22 protein-coding genes are annotated in these 22,072 nt (G+C 55.0%); 13 read left to right on the top strand and 9 right to left on the bottom strand.

Annotation, left to right across the window (positions count from 1 at the left end; genetic code table 11):
• Nucleotides 1-108: 108 nt before the first annotated feature.
• On the bottom strand, nt 109-321 hold the full coding sequence (gene rpmE, locus OGX75_RS14345) for a 50S ribosomal protein L31 (protein ID WP_024130659.1): 213 nt from the start codon (nt 319-321) through the stop codon (nt 109-111).
• 206 nt (nt 322-527) lie between these two features.
• Between rpmE and priA the strand changes: the two genes are divergently transcribed.
• The 7 genes from priA (at nt 528) to rraA (ending at nt 8,535) form a co-directional block, all read left to right on the top strand.
• Nucleotides 528-2,726, top strand: a complete 2,199-nt coding sequence (priA, locus tag OGX75_RS14340) for a primosomal protein N' (RefSeq protein WP_286450886.1) — start codon at nt 528-530, stop codon at nt 2,724-2,726.
• A gap of 155 nt (nt 2,727-2,881) precedes the next feature.
• The gene (cytR, locus tag OGX75_RS14335; protein ID WP_012133858.1) at nt 2,882-3,907 is read left to right on the top strand and encodes a DNA-binding transcriptional regulator CytR; all 1,026 of its coding nucleotides are present in this window, start codon (nt 2,882-2,884) and stop codon (nt 3,905-3,907) included.
• 86 nt (nt 3,908-3,993) lie between these two features.
• Nucleotides 3,994-4,998 carry a cell division protein FtsN gene (gene ftsN / locus OGX75_RS14330; RefSeq protein ID WP_024130660.1) on the top strand — a complete coding sequence of 335 codons (1,005 nt, stop codon included), beginning with the start codon at nt 3,994-3,996 and terminating at the stop codon, nt 4,996-4,998.
• 91 nt (nt 4,999-5,089) lie between these two features.
• Complete coding sequence (gene hslV, locus OGX75_RS14325) at nt 5,090-5,620, top strand: ATP-dependent protease subunit HslV (protein ID WP_012133860.1); 531 nt, start codon at nt 5,090-5,092, stop codon at nt 5,618-5,620.
• 9 nt (nt 5,621-5,629) lie between these two features.
• Nucleotides 5,630-6,961: an ATP-dependent protease ATPase subunit HslU gene (gene hslU / locus OGX75_RS14320; RefSeq protein ID WP_012133861.1), complete on the top strand. Its 1,332-nt coding sequence runs from the start codon at nt 5,630-5,632 to the stop codon at nt 6,959-6,961.
• A gap of 66 nt (nt 6,962-7,027) precedes the next feature.
• Entirely contained in the window at nt 7,028-7,957 is a 930-nt protein-coding gene (menA, locus tag OGX75_RS14315; RefSeq protein ID WP_047459819.1) for a 1,4-dihydroxy-2-naphthoate polyprenyltransferase, read from the top strand.
• A gap of 92 nt (nt 7,958-8,049) precedes the next feature.
• Nucleotides 8,050-8,535 (top strand): ribonuclease E activity regulator RraA, encoded by a 486-nt coding sequence (gene rraA / locus OGX75_RS14310; RefSeq protein ID WP_012133864.1) that lies wholly within the window; start codon nt 8,050-8,052, stop codon nt 8,533-8,535.
• A 165-nt stretch (nt 8,536-8,700) separates the two neighbouring features.
• Here rraA and zapB read toward each other — a convergent pair whose 3' ends face one another.
• Nucleotides 8,701-8,946, bottom strand: coding sequence for a septal ring assembly protein ZapB (gene zapB / locus OGX75_RS14305; RefSeq protein WP_012133867.1), 246 nt, complete (start codon nt 8,944-8,946; stop codon nt 8,701-8,703).
• A gap of 390 nt (nt 8,947-9,336) precedes the next feature.
• Here zapB and OGX75_RS14300 point away from each other — a divergent pair, with 390 nt between their 5' ends.
• The 4 genes from OGX75_RS14300 (at nt 9,337) to fpr (ending at nt 13,739) form a co-directional block, all read left to right on the top strand.
• The gene (locus OGX75_RS14300; protein ID WP_012133869.1) at nt 9,337-10,182 is read left to right on the top strand and encodes an MIP/aquaporin family protein; all 846 of its coding nucleotides are present in this window, start codon (nt 9,337-9,339) and stop codon (nt 10,180-10,182) included.
• Nucleotides 10,183-10,205: 23 nt separating this feature from the next.
• A complete protein-coding gene (glpK, locus tag OGX75_RS14295) occupies nt 10,206-11,714 on the top strand; it encodes a glycerol kinase GlpK (protein WP_012133870.1) in 1,509 nt (502 codons plus the stop codon).
• Between the two features lie 172 nt (nt 11,715-11,886).
• Nucleotides 11,887-12,897, top strand: coding sequence for a class II fructose-bisphosphatase (glpX, locus tag OGX75_RS14290; protein WP_012133873.1), 1,011 nt, complete (start codon nt 11,887-11,889; stop codon nt 12,895-12,897).
• Nucleotides 12,898-12,992: 95 nt separating this feature from the next.
• Nucleotides 12,993-13,739, top strand: coding sequence for a ferredoxin--NADP(+) reductase (gene fpr, locus OGX75_RS14285; protein ID WP_012133874.1), 747 nt, complete (start codon nt 12,993-12,995; stop codon nt 13,737-13,739).
• A gap of 75 nt (nt 13,740-13,814) precedes the next feature.
• Here the strand turns inward: fpr and OGX75_RS14280 are convergent, their stop codons facing one another.
• Nucleotides 13,815-14,261 (bottom strand): DUF805 domain-containing protein, encoded by a 447-nt coding sequence (locus OGX75_RS14280; protein ID WP_049011788.1) that lies wholly within the window; start codon nt 14,259-14,261, stop codon nt 13,815-13,817.
• Nucleotides 14,262-14,361: 100 nt separating this feature from the next.
• On the opposite strand from OGX75_RS14280, the gene OGX75_RS14275 reads away from it, so the two are divergent.
• On the top strand, nt 14,362-14,958 hold the full coding sequence (locus OGX75_RS14275; RefSeq protein WP_047459831.1) for a YiiQ family protein: 597 nt from the start codon (nt 14,362-14,364) through the stop codon (nt 14,956-14,958).
• A 114-nt stretch (nt 14,959-15,072) separates the two neighbouring features.
• The gene (gene tpiA / locus OGX75_RS14270; protein ID WP_024130662.1) at nt 15,073-15,840 is read left to right on the top strand and encodes a triose-phosphate isomerase; all 768 of its coding nucleotides are present in this window, start codon (nt 15,073-15,075) and stop codon (nt 15,838-15,840) included.
• Nucleotides 15,841-15,923: 83 nt separating this feature from the next.
• On the opposite strand, the gene OGX75_RS14265 is transcribed toward tpiA, so the two are convergent.
• The 6 genes from OGX75_RS14265 to cpxP form a co-directional block, all read right to left on the bottom strand.
• Nucleotides 15,924-17,228 (bottom strand): SLC13 family permease, encoded by a 1,305-nt coding sequence (locus tag OGX75_RS14265; protein ID WP_058668379.1) that lies wholly within the window; start codon nt 17,226-17,228, stop codon nt 15,924-15,926.
• Nucleotides 17,229-17,301: 73 nt separating this feature from the next.
• Nucleotides 17,302-18,051: a CDP-diacylglycerol diphosphatase gene (locus OGX75_RS14260; RefSeq protein WP_012133879.1), complete on the bottom strand. Its 750-nt coding sequence runs from the start codon at nt 18,049-18,051 to the stop codon at nt 17,302-17,304.
• Between the two features lie 103 nt (nt 18,052-18,154).
• Nucleotides 18,155-19,144, bottom strand: a complete 990-nt coding sequence (sbp, locus tag OGX75_RS14255) for a sulfate/thiosulfate ABC transporter substrate-binding protein Sbp (RefSeq protein ID WP_012133881.1) — start codon at nt 19,142-19,144, stop codon at nt 18,155-18,157.
• Between the two features lie 208 nt (nt 19,145-19,352).
• Nucleotides 19,353-20,315: a 6-phosphofructokinase gene (pfkA, locus tag OGX75_RS14250; protein ID WP_012133883.1), complete on the bottom strand. Its 963-nt coding sequence runs from the start codon at nt 20,313-20,315 to the stop codon at nt 19,353-19,355.
• A 190-nt stretch (nt 20,316-20,505) separates the two neighbouring features.
• Nucleotides 20,506-21,408, bottom strand: a complete 903-nt coding sequence (gene fieF, locus OGX75_RS14245) for a CDF family cation-efflux transporter FieF (RefSeq protein WP_049011792.1) — start codon at nt 21,406-21,408, stop codon at nt 20,506-20,508.
• Nucleotides 21,409-21,556: 148 nt separating this feature from the next.
• Nucleotides 21,557-22,057 carry a cell-envelope stress modulator CpxP gene (cpxP, locus tag OGX75_RS14240; RefSeq protein ID WP_012133885.1) on the bottom strand — a complete coding sequence of 167 codons (501 nt, stop codon included), beginning with the start codon at nt 22,055-22,057 and terminating at the stop codon, nt 21,557-21,559.
• Nucleotides 22,058-22,072: the final 15 nt, after the last annotated feature.

Genomic DNA, 22,072 nt, shown 5'->3' with positions numbered 1-22,072 from the left:
CGGATAGCGGCGGAAGGATTCAGTACCGCAGGTACTGATAAGCGTCAACGCCATCAGGCAAAGACAAAAAAAGCGCCTTTCGGCGCTTTTTTCTTTGACAGCAATAACTTATTTGCTGCCCGGGATGCTGAAACGCTTGTTGAAGCGGTCAACACGGCCACCGGTAGCAACATCACGCTGTTTGCCAGTGTAGAACGGGTGGCATTTACCGCACACGTCCAGGTTCAGGTCGTGACCTGCAGTAGAGCGGATTTTGATGACATTACCGCAAGAGCAGTTTGCAGTAATTTCTTCGTATTTCGGGTGAATATCTTTTTTCATGGGGAAACCTCGGTTTAAGGCCGCGTCGCTCTTCCAGCCCTAACGCCAGACACCACGCGATGTTGATAGTATAGGTCGATGATACAAATGTGTATCAAAGGCGGCGAATCATACAGAATTTGACCAGCGTATGCAAACTGATCCGCGCTCCCTCATCACAATGTGTATACTAACCCGCCAGAATTCAAGTCAGCCAGGATGATTACATGCCCGTCGCGCACGTTGCCTTGCCCGTTCCGCTACCCCGCACCTTTGACTATCTCTTGCCGGAAGGCATGACCGTCAAAGCCGGGTGTCGGGTGCGCGTGCCGTTTGGCAAACAGCAGGAACGCGTCGGGATTGTGGTGTCGGTCAGCGAGCAAAGCGAACTGCCGCTTAACGAACTGAAAGCGGTCGTTGAGGTACTGGACAGCGAGCCGGTCTTTTCCCCCTCCGTCTGGCGTTTGCTGCTTTGGGCGGCGGATTACTACCACCATCCAATGGGTGACGTTCTGTTTCACGCTCTGCCGATTTTGCTGCGCCAGGGGAAACCCGCCAGCAACGCGCCGATGTGGTACTGGTTTGCCACCGAAGACGGCCACGCTATCGATCTCAATAGCCTGAAGCGTTCGCCTAAACAGCAACAGGCGCTGGCCGCGCTGCGGCAGGGGAAGATCTGGCGCGACCAGGTGGCGGATCTTGAATTTAATGACGCGGCGCTCCAGGCGCTGCGTAAAAAAGGACTGTGCGAGCTGGCGAGCGAAACGCCCGGCTTTAGCGACTGGCGCACTCATTACGCCGTCTGTGGCGATCGGCTGCGTCTCAATACCGAACAGGCCACCGCCGTTGGCGCCATCCACAGCGCGTCGGACAGCTTTTCTGCCTGGCTGCTGGCGGGCGTTACGGGTTCCGGTAAAACAGAGGTCTATCTCAGCGTACTGGAAAACGTCCTCGCTCAGGGCAAACAAGCGCTGGTGATGGTGCCGGAAATTGGCCTGACGCCGCAAACCATCGCCCGCTTTCGCGGGCGCTTCAACGCCCCCGTCGAAGTTCTGCACTCCGGGTTAAATGACAGCGAACGTCTCTCAGCCTGGCTGAAAGCCAAAAACGGCGAGGCGGCGATTGTCATCGGCACCCGCTCATCGTTGTTTACGCCGTTTAAAAACCTCGGCGTCATTGTGATCGACGAAGAGCATGACAGCTCCTATAAGCAGCAGGAAGGCTGGCGTTACCACGCCCGCGACCTGGCGGTATACCGCGCTCACAGCGAACAAATCCCGATTATTCTCGGCTCGGCAACACCGGCGCTGGAGACGTTATGCAACGTGCGACAAAAAAAGTACCGCATGCTGCGCCTGACGCGCCGGGCAGGCAACGCACGCCCTGCCCTCCAGCATGTGCTGGATTTAAAAGGCCAGAAGATCCAGGCCGGGCTGGCTCCCGCGCTTATCGCCCGTATGCATCAGCACCTGCTGGCAGATAACCAGGTCATTCTCTTCCTTAACCGCCGGGGATTTGCTCCTGCGCTGTTATGCCACGACTGCGGCTGGATTGCCGAATGTCCGCGCTGCGATCACTATTACACGTTGCACCAGGCACAACACCACCTGCGCTGCCACCATTGCGACAGCCAGCGCCCGATACCGCGTCAGTGCCCTTCCTGCGGCTCCACGCATATGGTGCCGGTTGGGTTAGGGACAGAACAGCTTGAGCAGGCGTTGGCGCCCTTCTTTCCCGGCGTGCCGGTCTCGCGCATCGACCGCGACACCACCAGCCGTAAAGGCGCGCTGGAGCAGCATCTGGCGGAAGTCCATCGCGGCGGCGCGCGCATTTTGATCGGCACGCAAATGCTGGCGAAAGGGCACCATTTCCCGGACGTCACCCTGGTAGCGCTGCTGGACGTTGACGGCGCGCTGTTCTCGGCGGATTTCCGTTCGGCGGAACGTTTTGCCCAGCTTTACACTCAGGTTTCCGGCCGCGCCGGACGCGCCGGAAAACAGGGCGAGGTGGTATTGCAGACCCACCATCCAGAGCACCCTTTGCTGCAAACCTTGCTGCACAAAGGCTATGACGCTTTTGCTGAACAGGCGCTGGCCGAGCGGCAAACGCTGCAACTTCCGCCGTGGACCAGCCATGTGATTGTGCGGGCGGAAGATCATAACAACCAGCAGGCGCCGGTGTTCCTGCAACAGCTGCGTAATCTGATTCAGGCCAGCCCGCTTGCGGATGACAAGCTCTGGGTATTAGGCCCGGTGCCTGCGCTCGCGCCAAAACGCGGCGGCCGCTACCGTTGGCAAATTTTGTTGCAGCATCCGTCGCGAATTCGTCTGCAACATATCGTCAGCGGCACGCTGGCGCTCATCAATACGCTACCCGAATCCCGCAAGGTTAAATGGGTGCTGGATGTCGATCCCATTGAGGGATAACGGGTCACGATGCGAGGCGGATCGTAAAATTAAATATCCATCACACTTTTTATGAAAATTCTGTAACCGCTTCCATTAACTATCTGATAAAAATGTTTTCGATGTGAGTTAAACAAGGATAGTTCTGCGCCTGATTTCCCAGGCGAGGAGAGAGTGTGAAACCGAAGAAACAGGTTGCTGCCGCTACAATGAAAGATGTTGCTATGAAGGCGAAAGTCTCAACAGCAACCGTGTCCCGTGCGTTAATGAACCCGGATAAAGTCTCCCAGTCGACCCGTAACCGGGTTGAACAGGCGGCGATGGAGGTGGGATATTTACCGCAATCAATGGGGCGAAATAGCAAACGGAATGAATCACGCACCATCCTGGTGATCGTCCCGGATATTTGTGATCCCTTTTTCAGTGAAATCATCCGGGGCATTGAGGTTACCGCCGCAAGCCACGGATATCTGGTGTTGATTGGTGACTGCGCGCACCAGAATCAGCAAGAAAAGACCTTTATCAATTTGATCATCACCAAACAAATTGATGGCATGTTATTGCTCGGTTCACGCCTGCCGTTCGACGCCAGCATTGAAGAACAACGAAATCTGCCGCCGATGGTGATGGCCAACGAATTCGCGCCGGAGCTGGAGCTGCCTACCGTTCATATTGATAACCTGACTGCGGCCTTTAACGCCGTGAATTATCTGCATGAACAGGGGCACCAGCGTATCGGATGCATTGCCGGGCCAGAGGAGATGCCGCTGTGCCACTACCGTCTGCAAGGCTATGTGCAGGCGCTGCGTCGCTGCGGCATTACCGTCGACCCGCATTATATCGCCCGGGGCGATTTCACCTACGAGGCGGGCGGTCACGCGCTGCAACAGCTGCTTGCGCTTCCGCAGCCTCCGACCGCCGTGTTCTGTCACAGCGACGTTATGGCGCTCGGCGCGCTCTCCTGGGCCAAACGTCATGGTCTGAAAGTCCCTGACGATCTGTCCATCATTGGCTTTGATAACATTGCGCTGGCGGAATTTTGCGACCCGCCTCTGACGACGGTTTCACAGCCGCGCTTCGATATCGGGCGCGAAGCAATGCTGCTCTTGCTCGACCAGTTACAGGGGCAAAATGTCAGCAGCGGCTCGCGCTTGCTGGACTGCGAGTTAATTATTCGTGGTTCGACGCGAGCCTTAACTTAAACCTTTAAGACTCACCTATCTGGTCAAAAGCCCGCCGCTTAAGTAACATGGCGGGCTGACGAACGAATAAATACAGCGAAACGATAGTGGCACAACGAGATTATGTACGTCGCGGTCAACCGGCACCTTCGCGGCGCAAAAAGAGCACCTCACGGAAAAAGCAACGCAACACGCCTGCGGTTTCACCCGCAATGGTCGCTATTGCGGCGGCTGTCCTTGTGGCCTTTATCGGGGGTCTGTACTTCATTACTCATCACAAAAAAGAAGAGTCCGAAACGCTGCAAAGCCAGAAAGTGACCGGCAACGGGCTGCCGCCGAAGCCGGAAGAGCGCTGGCGCTACATTAAAGAGCTGGAAAGCCGCCAGCCGGGCGTGCGTGCGCCAACCGAGCCTTCTGCGGGCGGCGAAGTGATGAACCCGGAGCAGCTCACCAGCGAGCAGCGTCAGCTACTGGCGCAAATGCAGGCGGATATGCGCCAGCAGCCGACCCAGCTTAACGAAGTGCCGTGGAACGAACAGACGCCTGAACAGCGTCAGCAGACATTGCAGCGCCAGCGTCAGGCACAGCAGCAGGTACAACAGCAGCAGTGGGCTAACACCCAGCCGGTTCAACAGCCGCGTACGCAGCCACGCGTGACGGAGCAACCGTACCAACAGCCACAGCAGCAACCGCGTACGGCGCAGACTGCACCTGCACAGCAGCCACGCCAGACGCAGCAGCCGAAGCAGACGACATCCCAGCAGCCTTATCAGGACCTGTTGCAGACGCCTGCGCACACCACGACTTCTCAGCCTAAAACGCAGCAGGCCGCGCCGATCGCGCGTGAACCTGAAGCGCCAAAACAGACGGCAGAGAAGAAAGATGAACGTCGCTGGATGGTGCAATGCGGCTCCTTCAAAGGCGCCGAGCAAGCGGAAACCGTGCGCGCCCAGTTGGCTTTTGAAGGCTTTGACTCCAAAATCACCACCAACAACGGGTGGAATCGTGTGGTCATCGGTCCAGTCAAAGGCAAAGAGAATGCAGACAGCACCCTTAACCGCCTGAAGATGGCGGGTCACACAAACTGCATTCGACTCGCCTCCGGGGGTTGAAACCCCCAAAATCCCCCCCATTTATATTTGCATTATGCCCCGTACCGCGTGCGGGGCCTGTATTCTGCATTTGTAACCAAGGGGTCTGCTCGTGACAACAATAGTAAGCGTACGCCGTAACGGCCATGTGGTAATCGCCGGTGATGGTCAGGCCACACTGGGCAATACCGTAATGAAAGGCAACGTGAAGAAAGTTCGCCGTCTGTACAACGATAAAGTCATTGCGGGCTTTGCAGGGGGAACGGCAGACGCATTCACGCTGTTCGAACTGTTTGAGCGTAAACTGGAAATGCATCAGGGCCACCTGGTCAAAGCCGCCGTTGAACTGGCGAAAGACTGGCGTACTGACCGTATGCTACGCAAGCTCGAAGCGCTGCTGGCCGTCGCAGATGAAACCGCTTCACTGATCATCACGGGTAATGGCGATGTCATACAGCCGGAAAATGATCTGATTGCTATCGGCTCCGGTGGTCCCTACGCTCAGGCTGCGGCACGCGCACTGCTAGAAAATACCGAACTGGGCGCCCGCGAAATTGCTGAAAAGGCGTTGGATATTGCAGGCGATATCTGCATTTACACCAACCACTTCCACACCATTGAAGAATTACCGTCTAAAGCGTAAGGATCTCCCATGTCTGAAATGACCCCACGCGAAATCGTCAGCGAACTGAACAAGCACATCATTGGCCAGGACAACGCCAAGCGTTCCGTGGCGATTGCACTGCGTAACCGCTGGCGCCGCATGCAGCTCAACGAAGAGCTGCGCCATGAAGTGACGCCAAAAAATATTCTGATGATCGGCCCGACCGGCGTAGGTAAAACCGAAATCGCGCGTCGCCTGGCAAAACTGGCCAACGCGCCGTTCATCAAAGTTGAAGCGACAAAATTCACCGAAGTCGGTTATGTGGGTAAAGAAGTGGATTCCATTATCCGCGACCTGACCGACTCCGCGATCAAGATGGTGCGCGTTCAGTCTATTGAGAAAAACCGCTACCGCGCAGAAGAAATGGCGGAAGAGCGTATTCTCGACGCGCTGATCCCTCCAGCGAAAAATAACTGGGGTCAGGCTGAGCAACAGCAAGAGCCGTCCGCCGCGCGCCAGGCATTCCGCAAAAAACTGCGTGAAGGCCAGCTCGACGATAAAGAAATTGAGATCAATCTCGCAGCCGCACCGATGGGCGTTGAAATTATGGCGCCTCCGGGAATGGAAGAGATGACCAGCCAGTTGCAGTCCATGTTCCAGAACCTGGGCGGCCAGAAACAAAAACCGCGTAAGCTGAAAATCAAAGACGCGATGAAGCTGTTGATTGAAGAAGAAGCGGCCAAACTGGTGAACCCGGAAGAGCTGAAACAGGAAGCCATCGACGCCGTTGAACAGCACGGGATCGTGTTTATCGACGAAATCGACAAAATCTGTAAACGCGGCGAATCCTCTGGCCCGGACGTTTCCCGCGAAGGCGTACAGCGCGACCTGCTGCCGCTGGTAGAAGGCTGCACCGTCTCTACCAAGCACGGTATGGTGAAAACCGACCACATCCTGTTTATCGCCTCCGGCGCGTTCCAGGTGGCGAAACCGTCTGATCTGATCCCTGAGTTGCAGGGGCGTCTGCCGATTCGCGTTGAGCTGAAAGCGCTGACGACGGAAGATTTCGAACGCATTCTCACCGAGCCGAACGCGTCCGTTACCGTTCAGTACAAAGCGCTGATGGCGACCGAAGGCGTGGACATCGAGTTTACCGAGTCCGGCATCAAACGCATTGCCGAAGCGGCATGGCAGGTAAACGAAACCACCGAAAACATCGGTGCGCGTCGTCTGCATACCGTTCTGGAACGTCTGATGGAAGATATCTCCTATGATGCCAGCGATCTGAATGGTCAGAGCATAACAATTGATGCGGAATATGTGAGCAAACATCTGGATGCGCTGGTCGCAGATGAAGATCTGAGTCGTTTTATCCTATAATCGCGTTCAATGCATTTTCATCACTGTTGATGGGGCTGAAAAGCCCCATTTTTATTGGCGCTAAATATGACTGAACAACAACAAATTAGCCGCTCCCAGGCCTGGCTGGAAAGTTTACGACCGAAAACGCTGCCGCTCGCGTTTGCGGCAATCATCGTCGGTACAGCGCTGGCATGGTGGCAAGGGTACTTCGATCCCCTGGTTGCGCTGCTGGCGTTAATCACCGCCGGGCTGCTGCAAATTTTATCGAACCTTGCCAACGATTATGGCGACGCCGTCAAAGGCAGTGATAAGCCTGACCGCATCGGGCCGCTGCGCGGGATGCAAAAAGGGGTGATCACCCGGCAGGAGATGAAGCGGGCGCTGATCATTACCGTGGCGCTGATTTGCCTCTCCGGTCTGGCGCTGGTGGCTGTCGCATGTCATACGCTGGCGGATTTTGTCGGATTCCTGGTGCTGGGCGGCCTGTCGATTATCGCCGCGATTACCTACACCGTCGGGAACCGTCCTTACGGCTATATTGGTCTGGGCGACATTTCCGTGCTGGTGTTCTTCGGCTGGCTCAGCGTAATGGGCAGTTGGTATCTACAGGCGCATACGCTCATTCCTGCGCTTATCTTACCTGCTACCGCCTGCGGACTGCTGGCGACCGCCGTGCTCAACATCAACAATCTGCGCGATATCAACAGCGATAAAGAAAACGGTAAAAACACGCTGGTGGTACGTTTAGGCGCGGTTAACGCACGTCGTTATCACGCCTGCCTGTTGATGGGTTCACTGGTCTGCCTGGCGCTGTTTAACCTGATTTCGCTGCAAAGCCTGTGGGGATGGCTGTTCATCCTGGCCGCACCGTTACTGATTAAACAGGCGCGTTATGTGATGCGCGAAATGGAACCCGCTGCGATGCGCCCGATGCTGGAACGTACCGTTAAAGCCGCGCTGTTGACTAACCTGCTGTTTGTCGTCGGGATTTTCTTAAGCCAGTGGGCGGTTTAACTGACAAATATCAATGAACAATTGATGATTTTGCAAACAGTACGCATAGCGCGATATACTAAAAATTCTCGCAGCAACTGAACGTTAAGCCTATGAAATACGATACTTCCGAGCTTTGTGACATCTACCAGGAAGATGTCAACGTCGTGGAACCACTGTTCTCTAACTTTGGAGGACGGTCGTCGTTTGGCGGACAAATCATCACGGTAAAATGTTTCGAGGACAACGGGTTGCTCTACGATCTGCTCGAACAGAATGGCCGTGGTCGCATTCTGCTGGTCGATGGCGGTGGTTCTGTCCGTCGCGCGCTGGTCGACGCCGAACTGGCGCGTCTGGCTACGCAAAATGAATGGGAAGGGCTGGTCATCTACGGCGCGGTGCGTCAGGTAGACGACCTGGAAGAGCTGGATATCGGCATCCAGGCGCTTGCCGCGATTCCGGTAGGCGCCGCAGGTGAAGGAATCGGGGAAAGCGACGTCCGCGTCAATTTTGGCGGCGTGACCTTCTTCTCCGGCGATCATCTCTACGCCGACAATACAGGGATAATCCTCTCCGAAGACCCACTTGATATCGAGTGATCAAAAAAGGCACCGTAAGGTGCCTTTTTTATTGCGTTGCCGCTCATAAACGATGCCGACTGTAGGCCTGATAAGCGTAGCGCCATCAGGCGATATTGCAGTGCCGGATGGCGGCTTACGCCTTATCCGGCCTACAACGCTGAGCGCAGCCAACACCGCTACGGCTCAGACTTCTTCCATACGACCCAGCAGCGCCTGCAAACGATCCTGCCACCCGCTCTGCTGTTCTTTCAGATGGTTGTTCTCACGCTCCAGCTCTTCACGCTGATGCTGAGCAGACTGTACATCCTGCGCCAGGCTGTTGTTCTTTTCTTTCAGCTCTTCGATTTCCATCTGCAAAAGCGTAATGGTATCAATCGCCTGCTGTACTTTTGCTTCCAGTTTCTCAAACACTTCTAATGACATGGCCATACCTCTCCTGAATTGCAAGGCGACGCTTCACGTAAACGCGCACAATATATAGTGCCGATTGTATGAAGCCGCGCCATCCCTGTCCAGCGACATACCGCGTAGATTGCGGTTTGCAACACTTTTCATCCTTGTCCTGGTGACATAACTCACATAACTCTAAAGTGTTAACATATTGGTTAATGAAATGATTCAGCTCACACTCCTGGTTTGTCGTAAAACGCGCTTCATGGCGCGATAACGCTCATTTTATTGACGCAGTACACACATTTTGATTTCGATATTTCTCGTTTTTGCTCGTTAACGATAAATTAACAGTATGCCTACAGGCATCGAAGGCGTCAGTGACCTCTTCGCAAACAATAAACATTAAACTCTCTTCAGGATCCGATTATGAGTCAAACATCAACCTTAAAAGGCCAGTGCATTGCTGAATTTCTCGGTACTGGGTTGTTGATTTTCTTCGGTGTGGGTTGTGTCGCTGCTCTTAAAGTAGCAGGTGCTACTTTCGGTCAGTGGGAAATCAGTATCATCTGGGGTCTGGGGGTGGCGATGGCTATCTACCTGACAGCAGGTGTCTCCGGCGCACATTTAAATCCAGCCGTAACAATCGCACTGTGGCTGTTTGCCTGTTTCGACAAACGCAAAGTTGTTCCTTTTATCATTTCTCAAGTTGCCGGCGCGTTTTGCGCAGCGGCATTAGTTTACGGGCTTTACTACAATCTTTTCGCTGATTTTGAACAAACGCACCACATCGTCCGTGGCAGTATCGAAAGTGTTGATCTGGCTGGCACTTTCTCAACATATCCAAATCCACATATCAATTTTGTGCAAGCCTTCGCGGTTGAGATGGTAATTACCGCTATTCTGATGGGGCTTATTCTGGCGCTGACCGATGATGGTAACGGCGTACCGCGCGGCCCACTGGCTCCTCTGCTCATTGGTTTACTGATCGCAGTAATTGGCGCTTCTATGGGGCCGCTGACCGGGTTTGCGATGAACCCGGCGCGTGACTTCGGCCCGAAACTGTTCGCCTGGCTCGCTGGCTGGGGGAACGTTGCCTTGACTGGCGGTAAGGATATTCCTTACTTCCTGGTGCCGATGTTCGGCCCGATTGCGGGCGCCATTCTGGGCGCATTCGCCTATCGTAAACTGATTGGCCGCCATTTGCCGTGTGATACTTGCGTGGTTGAAGAGAAGGACACCACCACTACCGCACAACAAAAAGCTTCGCTGTAATGTGACTACGGGACAAAAAAATTATGACTGAGAAAAAATATATCGTTGCGCTCGACCAGGGCACCACCAGCTCCCGCGCCGTCGTGATGGATCACGATGCGAATATCGTTAGCGTGTCGCAACGTGAATTTGAGCAAATCTACCCGAAAGCAGGCTGGGTAGAACACGACCCAATGGAAATCTGGGCCACCCAAAGCTCAACGCTGGTTGAAGTGCTGGCGAAAGCAGACATCAGTTCCGATCAGATCGCAGCAATCGGTATTACTAACCAGCGTGAAACCACCATCGTCTGGGAACGTGAAACCGGCAAACCGATTTATAACGCGATTGTCTGGCAGTGCCGCCGTACCGCCGAAATCTGCGAACGCCTGAAGCGTGACGGCATGGAAGATTACATCCGCAACAACACCGGTCTGGTGATTGACCCGTACTTCTCCGGCACCAAAGTGAAGTGGATTCTCGATCACGTAGAAGGCTCCCGTGAGCGCGCACGTCGCGGTGAACTGCTGTTCGGTACGGTGGATACCTGGCTTATCTGGAAAATGACGCAGGGACGCGTACACGTCACGGATTACACCAACGCCTCACGTACCATGCTGTTCAACATCCATACCCTGGACTGGGATGACAAAATGCTGGATGCGCTGGATATCCCGCGCGCCATGCTGCCGGAAGTGCGTCGTTCTTCAGAAGTGTACGGCCAGACGAACATCGGGGGTAAAGGCGGCACGCGTATTCCAATCGCCGGGATCGCCGGTGACCAGCAGGCGGCGCTGTTCGGCCAGCTGTGCGTCAAAGAGGGGATGGCGAAAAACACTTACGGCACCGGCTGCTTTATGCTGATGAACACCGGCGAGAAAGCGGTTAAGTCCGAAAACGGACTTTTGACCACCATCGCCTGCGGCCCGACCGGCGAAGTGAACTACGCGCTGGAAGGGGCGGTGTTTATGGCTGGCGCATCCATTCAGTGGCTGCGTGATGAGATGAAACTCATTAGCGACGCATTCGACTCTGAATATTTCGCCACCAAAGTGAAAGATACCAACGGCGTATATGTTGTTCCGGCCTTTACCGGTCTGGGCGCGCCGTACTGGGACCCGTATGCGCGCGGCGCCATCTTCGGTCTGACCCGTGGCGTAAACTCCAACCACATCATCCGTGCAACGCTGGAATCGATCGCTTACCAGACGCGCGACGTGCTGGAAGCGATGCAGGCGGACTCCGGTATTCGCCTGCACGCCCTGCGCGTTGACGGCGGCGCGGTTGCCAACAACTTCCTGATGCAGTTCCAGTCAGACATTCTTGGTACGCGCGTTGAGCGCCCGGAAGTGCGCGAAGTAACGGCGCTGGGTGCGGCGTATCTGGCAGGTCTGGCGGTGGGTTACTGGCAGAACCTGGATGAGTTGCAGGAAAAAGCGGTCATCGAGCGTGAATTCCGTCCAGGCATCGAAACCACCGAGCGTAACTTCCGTTACAGCGGCTGGAAAAAAGCGGTCAAACGCGCCCTGGCGTGGGAAGACCACGAAGAGTAATACTGATCTGCCGGATGGCGGCTTCGCTTATCCGGCCTACAGGCTACATGCTTGTGTAGGCCGGGTAAGGCAACGCCGCCACCCGGCAAGTTATCTACCCCCGAGCATATCAATTATTCCCACCCTCCCCTGTGCTACACTTCGCGCCATTCCTTTCTGCTACGAGTTTGCTATGAGACGAGAACTTGCCATCGAATTTTCCCGCGTAACGGAAGCGGCAGCGCTGGCTGGCTATAAATGGCTGGGACGCGGCGACAAAAATACCGCTGACGGCGCAGCGGTAAACGCCATGCGTATTATGCTCAACCAGGTCAATATTGACGGCACCATTGTCATCGGCGAAGGCGAGATTGATGAAGCGCCCATGCTGTTTATCGGTGAGAAAGTCGGCACCGGCCGTGGCGATGCGGTAGATATCGCCGTCGACCCTATCGAAGGCACCCGTATGACGGCGATGGGCCAGGCGAACGCGCTGGCGGTTCTGGCAGTCGGCGACAAAGGCTGTTTCCTCAACGCGCCGGATATGTACATGGAAAAACTGATCGTCGGGCCGGGCGCTAAAGGATCTATCGACCTGAATCTGCCGCTGGCGGACAACCTGCGCAACATCGCAGCCGCCCTCAGCAAACCACTCAGCGAACTGACGGTTACGATTCTGGCCAAACCGCGTCATGACGCGGTGATTGCAGAGATGCAGCAGCTTGGCGTGCGCGTATTCGCCATTCCTGATGGCGACGTGGCGGCCTCTATTCTGACCTGTATGCCGGACAGTGAAGTGGACGTGCTGTACGGCATTGGCGGTGCGCCGGAAGGCGTTGTCTCCGCAGCGGTGATCCGTGCGCTGGATGGCGACATGCAGGGCCGTCTGCTGGCGCGTCACGACGTCAAAGGCGACAGCGAAGAGAACCGCCGCATTGGCGAGCAGGAGCTGGCACGCTGTAAAGCTATGGGCATTGACGCCGGTAAAGCGCTGCGTCTGGACGAAATGGCGCGCAGCGATAACGTCATCTTCTCCGCCACCGGGATCACCAAAGGCGATCTGCTGGAGGGGATTAGCCGCAAAGGCAATATCGCTACCACCGAAACGCTGCTGATTCGCGGCAAATCGCGCACTATCCGCCGTATTCAGTCCATCCACTATCTGGATCGCAAAGACCCGGATGTGCAGGCGCATATCCTGTAACTGATTTGTTCGATTGAGCCTTCCGGCCCTTCGGGGCTGGAAATCTTTCGTTCAACAAACGAAGATAAGGGTATTGCAGCAGACAGGAGAAGATCATGGCAGATTGGGTAACAGGAAAAGTCACGAAGGTACAGTACTGGACCGACGCCCTGTTTAGTCTGACCGTTCACGCCCCCGTTCATCCCTTCACCGCAGGCCAGTTTACCAAGCTCGGACTGGAGATCGATGGCGAACGCGTACAACGCGCCTATTCCTATGTGAATGCGCCCGATAATCCCGATTTAGAGTTTTACCTGGTGACGGTTCCCGAAGGCAAACTCAGCCCACGTCTGGCGGCGCTTAAACCTGGCGATGAAGTACAGGTGGTGAGTGAAGCGGCGGGGTTCTTTGTTCTGGATGAAGTGCCTGACTGCGACACCCTGTGGATGCTGGCGACCGGAACGGCCATTGGCCCTTATTTGTCGATTCTGCAACTCGGTAAGGACCTGGAGCGCTTTAACAACCTGGTGCTGGTGCATGCCGCGCGTTACGCCGCTGATTTAAGTTACCTGCCGTTAATGCTGGAATTGCAAAAGCGCTACGAAGGCAAGCTGCGCATTCAAACTGTCGTCAGTCGGGAAACCATCGCAGGCTCGCTTACCGGGCGCGTCCCCGCGCTGATTGAAAGCGGCGCGCTGGAAGCGGCGGTCGGTTTACCGATGGACACCGAGACCAGCCATGTGATGCTGTGCGGAAATCCGCAGATGGTGCGTGATACGCAACAGCTGCTGAAGGAGACCCGGCACATGACCAAACACCTGCGTCGTCGTCCTGGGCACATGACCGCTGAGCACTACTGGTAAGCACGGTTGCAGGCCCGGTAAGCGCCAGCGCCACCGGGCGCTCTGCCGGATAGCGGCATAAATGCCTTATCCGGCCTACGGTTTATCGCCTGCCTGAGGCTCTGCTTTAAACTTCACATCCTGCGTTTCTTTGCCGAACTTATTCTCGCCCTGAGTGCCGACAAACGCCCCCAGATCGATAAACATCATGACCAGAATGAGCGTCGGGACAAAGCGCCCCACGACCCACTGCCACATTCCCGGCAACATCACCCAATTTCCGGCCAGCAGCATCCACGCCAGAATCATCAATAACGCCCACAGGCCGGAGCGCCCCCGGTCATGCAAACGCTTAACCATGACCGCCGCCGTGGGCCAGAGCAGACACACCAGACAAAATGCCGCCGTCTGGATATCGAGTAAGTTCTTGCTCGCCAGCGAAAACAGCACCAGCATGCCGACAAACCAGAGACCGAGCCAGATCCAGAAATCACGGCGTCCAATACGCCCTTTAAATGAGAATAACCACTGCTGTATGGTCATGTAAGTTCCTTTATTATTGCCTTCGCTGTCAGTTTACCCTTTTGACAAGCCCGACAGTTATCGTTTTAATCGTGAGCAGTCCTAACGAAAGGTAAGATTGATGAAGCCAGGGTGTACACTGTTTTTATTATTGTTTTCCGCCATAACTGCGAGCACAACGGTGCTGGCGGAGGCATCGCCGTCTGCGACGACCGCGCCCTACCTGCTGGCTGGCGCGCCGACGTTTGATCTCTCCATCAGCCAGTTTCGCGAAAACTTTAATCAGCAAAATCCCCGGCTTCCACTGAACGAATTTCGTGCTATCGACAGCAGCCGCGACAGGGCGAACCTGACCCGCGCCGCCAGCAAGATCAATGAAAATCTGTACGCCTCAACGGCGCTGGAGCGCGGTACGTTAAAAATCAAAAGTATGCAGATTACCTGGCTTCCCATTCAGGGGCCCGAGCAAAAAGCCGCCAAAGCCAAAGCGCAGGAATACATGGCGGCGGTGATCCGCACCGTCGCCCCGCTTCTGACAAAAGAGCAAAGCCAGCAAAAACTGCAAAAATTACTCACAGCGGGCAAGAATAAGCACTACTACGCCGAAACGGAAGGCGCGATTCGCTATGTTGTCGCAGACAACGGGGAAAAAGGGCTGACCTTCGCTGTTGAACCGATTAAGCTAGCGCTATCGGAGAATCTGGAAGGGCTGAATTAAGTGACAAAAAGCAAAGCCTTTCGAGGGAGGGATCTCTATACTGTTTCACAGACCATGCCGTCCCTGAAGGGCGGCCATCTTCCTTAATTCGCTGACAAAGCGTGGAGAAATGAAATGCGACATCCTTTAGTGATGGGTAACTGGAAACTGAACGGCAGCCGCCACATGGTAAACGAGCTGGTGGCTAACCTGCGTAAAGAACTGGCTGGCGTTGCTGGCTGTGCAGTTGCGATTGCACCGCCGGAAATGTATATCGACATGGCGAAACACGCCGCTGCCGGTAGCCACATCATTCTGGGCGCGCAGAACGTTGACCTGAACCTGTCTGGCGCATTCACCGGTGAAACTTCTGCTGAAATGCTGAAGGATATCGGCGCGCAGTACATCATCATCGGCCACTCTGAGCGTCGTACTTACCACAAAGAGTCTGACGAGCTGATCGCGAAGAAATTCGCCGTGCTGAAAGAGCAGGGTCTGACTCCGGTTCTGTGCATCGGTGAAACCGAAGCAGAAAACGAAGCCGGCAAAACTGAAGAAGTCTGTGCTCGTCAGATCGATGCGGTACTGAAAACTCAGGGCGCTGCGGCGTTTGAAGGCGTGGTTATCGCTTACGAACCTGTATGGGCGATCGGTACTGGCAAATCCGCCACTCCGGCGCAGGCGCAGGCTGTTCACAAATTCATCCGTGACCATATCGCCAAAGCTGACGCGAAAATCGCTGAGCAAGTGATCATCCAGTACGGCGGTTCCGTAAACGCAGCTAACGCGGCAGAACTGTTCGCTCAGCCGGACATCGACGGCGCGCTGGTTGGCGGTGCTTCCCTGAAAGCTGACGCGTTCGCGGTGATCGTTAAAGCAGCGGAAGCGGCTAAACAAGCTTAATGCTGTTGTGGCGGGTGGCGTGTGCGCTTACCCCGCCACATAAAATCACAGGCCCGGTAAGCGTTAACGCCACCGGGCTTTTTTTACAAACGCCCCAGTAAACTAAACCACATGTAATCCAGCGGCAACAGCACCAGATACGTTGCCAGCGCCAGTGCCAGACACAGCGTCATGCCTGGTTTTGCCGGGACTTTCCCTAATGCCATCGCCACCACAATCGGCGATGCCTGATACGGCAACAGCGGCGTGGAGTACCCCAATACCTGAATCATAATCACCGACAGCAGCGGAAAACCGGTTGCGTCGGAAAAACTCTGCGCCAGCGTGGTATACAGCGCCGGAACGCCGTTCGCCGTCATAATAAAATTCAGCGCGGTGGTAATGCCGGTCAGCGCCAGGAAACTGGTGAAGGGCTTTTCCGGGTCCAGCGGCATGACATGCAGCAGCGCCTCGCCCACCGCATTGCCAATGCCGGTTTGCGTCACGGTGATCGCCAGCCCCAGAATGCCTGCCACATAAATACAGGTGCGGATATTCACGCCGCTGGAGAACTCTTCCCCGTTGATAAACCCCACGCGCGGCAACAGCGTGATCACCGCCGCCGCCAGCCCGGTCCACGCCGGGCCAATACCGTGCCAGCTTTCGCTGACCCACATCGCCAGCACCACCGCCAGCATCCACGCCAGCCGTTTCTCCGCACGGCTCATCGGCGCAGGCGGCGTCAGGTCGCGAGGCGCATGCGGTTTACCGGGAAACAGCCAACAAATAAGGACGATTAACAGCGCACCTTTCAACCAGCCCAGAACAGGCGTATGCAGCAGAAGATACGGCAGATAGTTCAGGTGGATGCCATACGAACCTTCCGCCGCCCCGCTCATCACCAGGTTAGGTACATTAGCAGGCAGGATGGTCGCGGAGAGCTGGAAGGTTCCAAAGCCCACCGCAAGCGCCAGTCCGTACCAGGCGCGCGTGCCATCGGCAATCCCGGCACGTTTCGCCATCGCCGCGACAATGGGCATCAGCAGCGCGATACGCCCCATATTGGACGGCATCACAAACGCCAGCGCATAACTGAGCAGCACCACGCTTGCCACCATCAGCGGCCATGAGTCAGTCAGTCTGGCGGATAAGGCGCGCGCCGCCCTGTCTGCCAGCCCTGTTTTGCGAATCGCCACCCCCAGCACAAAACCGCTAAAAACCAGCCAGAAAGCCGACGAGGCAAAACCGCCAAAAATGACGTCCGGTGGCGCGATCTTCGCCACCATCGCCACGGTAAAGAACAGCAGCGCGGTAATAAACTCCGGCAACAGCGAGGTTGCCCAGAGCAGAATGGTCACGCCGACCACCAGCGAAGGAATGAACAGAGGGTGTGTAAGCCAGAGCGACATGCCTGTCTCCTGTTGTTTTTTTCAACAAGAATACGGAGACAGGCAGGTGGAGTAAACGCCAGATTAGGTGGGGTTACTGCAAAATCTCACATTGATGATCCTGAATTTCCTCAGCGGAAGCGAGGTTAAACGCCAGCAGGTTGCGCTGCGTCGCCAGCAAAACAAAAGAGTCGTCGCTCTGGCGCACCACCGCCAGTGCATAGCTGCCCATGTGCTCACGCGCATCCGGCACCTCTTCCGCCAGCATCATGAACGGGCTGCGTTGCGCCAGCTCGCTTTCCGTCACCCGACGCGCCAGATATTCATTCCCGCGCAATCCGCCCGGCAGCGGCAGCCAGCGGGTACTCACTTTCGCCAGATTATCATCCAGTTGCGCTCGCACATCAGGGCGCAGGCAGGAGATGTGGATATGAAAGTGGTTTTGCGTCCGCCCGGAGCGTGAGTTAATCGCCAGCGAAATGGCGCTATCTGGAATATCTTTGCCGTACTTTTGGCTCATAAAGCTGCGCGCCTGCCAGGCTAGCCAGAAGAAGTTCGGCGTGTAGGGCTCCACCAGCAGCGGGCTTTCCGTACCGTTGATGCGGTACGTCGGCATCAACAGATACTGCAACGGGCCATTACGATCTTTAAACACGACATACCCGGCATCCGGTTTCACTTCAGCGCATGGCGCAGGATTTTGCTGTTGCAGTTGGTTCGGTACGCATTGTTGCAGAACAATATCCCGCAATGCGTTCGGATTAGCGGCCAGCTTCCAGTAGCCAATGCCCGCGACGGCGGCAACAATCACAACCGCCAGCAAAAAATAACCTGTTTTTTTCATTACTCATTCCCTGTCTCTTATTGACGTGCAAGAGTAACGCAAAATGATGACAAATAAAAAAGCCCGGTCGCACGATGCCACCGGGCTGGAAAAGCAATTTACATTAGCGTTTGCTGATTTGGTCGAACGTACCGCCATTAGAGAAATGCTCTTTCTGCGCTTTCGTCCACCCGCCAAACTCCTCGTCAATGGTGAAGAGTTTCAGCTTCGGAAATGCATTTTCATATTTCTTCGCCACTTCAGGGTCGCGTGGGCGATAGAAGTTTTTCGCCGCAATTTCCTGCCCTTCCGGCGAGTAGAGATACTTCAGATAGGCTTCCGCCACGGCTTGCGTCCCTTTTTTCTCCACGACTTTATCCACCACGGAGACGGTCGGTTCTGCAAGAATTGATTCGCTCGGCGTCACGATTTCAAATTTATCTTTGCCCAGTTCGTTCGTCGCCAACAGCGCTTCGTTCTCCCAGGCGATCAGCACGTCGCCAATCCCACGCTCAACAAAGGTGTTGGTTGAACCGCGCGCGCCAGAATCCAGCACTTCCACGTTCTTAAATAACGCTTTTACGAAGTCCTGCGCTTTGGCCTGATCGTTGTTATTGTGGTGCAGGGCGTATCCCCACGCAGCCAGATAGTTCCAGCGTGCGCCGCCAGAGCTTTTCGGGTTCGGCGTAATCACCGACACGCCCGGTTTTACCAGGTCGTTCCAGTCATGGATTTGCTTCGGATTGCCTTTACGCACCAGGAAGACGATGGTGGACGTGTACGGCGCGGAGTTGTCCGGCAGACGTTTGATCCAGTTTTTGTCGATACGGCCGCGCTCTGCAATGGCATCAACGTCATAAGCCAGCGCCAGCGTCACCACATCGGCCTCAATACCGTTAATGACTGACGTCGCCTGCTTACCGGAACCGCCATGCGACTGACGGATCACCACGTTGTCGCCCGTTTCTTGTTTCCAGTGCGCGCTAAACGCTTTGTTGTACTGATCGTACAGCTCGCGCGTTGGATCGTAAGACACGTTAAGTAACTGAATATCCTTCGCCAGAACGCTGGTCGATGCCAGCAATAATGTTAACCCCACGCCCCATTTATTCATCGCCCAGCTCTCTTATGTAGTGTTGTGATGAGTAAAGCGTGCCAGAAAGGAATCCAAACATTAAAGAATAAAAAAAGATTGGCTATAACTTGAGGGAATAAATGAAGGATATTGCCGGATGCTGGCTAGCGCCTTATCCGGCCTACAGGCCGTACTGTTGTAGGCCGGGTAAGGCGCTAGCCGCCACCCGGCACAATACACACAACGATCAGTACAGCTTTTTAGCGCAATCCAGCCAGTCACCTTTGAACGGACGCTTCATGTTTTCGATAGCGTCGATGATGTCATGGTGAACCAGTTGTTCGTTCTGGATGCCCACACAACGTCCGCCAAAGCCTTCCAGCAGCAGTTCAATGGCATATGAGCCCATACGGGAAGCCAGAATACGGTCGTAAGGCACCGGAGAGCCGCCACGCTGGATGTGACCCAGTACGGTCGCACGCGTTTCACGGCCAGTCTCTTTCTCGATGTAGTGCGCCAGTTCATCAACGTCACACATATGTTCGGTGATCGCGACAATCGCGTGTTTTTTACCTTTCGCGATGCCCGCTTTGATTTCCGCAACCAGATCGTCACGGCTGAATTCCACTTCCGGCACCACAACAAACTCACAGCCCCCAGCGATAGCCGCCGCCAGGGTCAGGTCGCCGCAGTAACGCCCCATCACTTCAACGATGGAAATACGCTGGTGAGAGGAAGAGGTGTCACGCAGACGGTCAATCGCTTCCACTACCGTACCCAGCGCGGTGAAATAGCCGATGGTGTAGTCAGTGCCTTTGATGTCGTTGTCGATCGTGCCCGGCAGACCGATGCACGGGAAGCCCATTTCAGTCAGACGTTTTGCACCCATATAGGAACCGTCACCGCCGATAACAACCAGCGCGTCGATGCCACGTTTTTTCAGGTTTTCGATAGCCACTGCGCGAACATTTTCATCGCGAAATTCCGGGAAGCGCGCGGAACCGAGGAAAGTACCGCCACGGTTGATCATGTCGGACACGCTGTAACGGTCGAGCTGAACCATACGGTCTTCATACAGACCCAGGTAGCCATCATAAATACCCATTACTTCCAGTCCTTCCGTCAACGCTGCGCGTACAACACCACGGATTGCTGCGTTCATGCCAGGCGCATCACCGCCGCTTGTCAACACACCGATTTTCTTAATCATGACTACCTCTGAACTTTGGAATGCAAAATGAAATCTGTTGCCGGAAGCCGATACTGTTACTGCACATCGGGACGATCCAACGAATATGCAGATAGTATAACAACCGCTTCCTGCTGAATTGATTCAGGTCAGGCCAAACGGCGGTAATTTATACACAAAATGCTGGCCTTGCTCACTTTTTTACAACGAATTACGAAAGCTCAAACCTCTTGCCTTCCCTGGGTACGACTGAACAGGGGTCCTGGTGGATAATGACATCCGAACCCGGAAAACGCCGCAAAATCGCCTGCTCTACCTGTTCAGCCACCAGATGCGCCTGAACGAGCGGCAGATTATCTTCCATTTCCAAATGAATCTGAATAAAGCGGGTCGGCCCTGACTGCCGCGTGCGAAGATCGTGAGCACCGTTGACGCCCGGCCACGATGTCACGATATCAATAATTTCCTGACGTTCCTCATCGGGCAGCGCGCGATCCAGTAACGACTGCACTGCCTCATACCCCATACGTAGTGCGCTGTATAGAATATAGATGCCGATTCCCAACGCAAACAAGGCGTCCGCGCGATGCCAGCCATACCAGGCCAGCCCAAGCGCAACGAGAATCGCTCCGTTCATCATAACATCAGACTGATAATGAAGCATATCTGCCCGTACTGCCTGACTTTGCGTCTTGCGCACAACCCAACGCTGAAACGTGACCAGAATGATCGTACAAACCAGGGCGATAAGCGTCACCACGACCCCGACGCCCGGTTCGTTCATTGGCGTAGGGGTAATCAGATGCTGAATACCGGTCAAAAACAGAAACAGCGCCGAGCCGGAAATAAACATGCTCTGCGCCAGCGCCGCCAGCGACTCTGCTTTGCCGTGTCCAAAGGTGTGTTCATCATCCGCCGGTTGCAGCGAATAGCGCACCACTAACAGGTTAGTCAGCGACGCGGCAATATCCACCAGCGAGTCAACCAACGCAGCCAGAATACTCACCGACCCGGTGTACCACCACGCAAAAATTTTGATCAAAAGTAACAGTGACGCCATCACTGTCGCGGCAATTGCCGCCCGGCTGACCAGTCGCCCATAGGTTTGATTCATAAACACTCCTGCCTTTCCATGCCGGTAGTATAACGGATGGAGTAAAACAGTAAGGCAATAACCGGATGACAAATTTTGGACAAAAAAAACCCCTCCATCATGGAGGGGAAGACAGGGATGGTGTCTATGGCAAGGAAAACAGGGTTTGTTACTGGGAACGTGAGTTGCTACTACTCAATAACTTCAACGAGGAGCCGTTTTGCCATTGCGCCACATCGCGCAGTTGCTCCATTCGTTGTTGATGCTTCTCATTTAAAACCGCTTGCTGCTCTGGCGTTAACAGGCGATACATCTGGTTGCGAACCCTGGCCATTTCGACCTGGCGGGCAACCTGTTCTTGCGCCATTTTTTCTGCCTGAGCGCGCACAGCGTTTTCATCAAATTTTTCTGCGATGACAAGGCGATGCATTGTCTCCATTTCGCTAACATTAACAGGAGGCTGTTCGTGTCTTGCCTGCTGCATCAGATCTCGCATCTGTTGACGCTGATGTTCGGTTAAACTTATGCCGTCGAACATATGGCTCTGCGTACTGCGCTGCGTAAGTCCTTCACCTTGATGCCAGTTATCGCCTGTAACGACTTCAGCAGCGTGGCTTAAAGGACTGAGTGCCAGCGTTGAGGCCATGACGGCAGCGGTAACTTTGCGCATCACTTGCTCCCAAAA

It is taken from the genome of Citrobacter sp. CK199 (assembly GCF_030333285.1).
GTDB classification, from domain to species: domain Bacteria; phylum Pseudomonadota; class Gammaproteobacteria; order Enterobacterales; family Enterobacteriaceae; genus Citrobacter_B; species Citrobacter_B koseri.
Note: the sequence above shows the minus strand (reverse complement) of the source record. Positions and strands in the feature narration are given on the sequence as shown.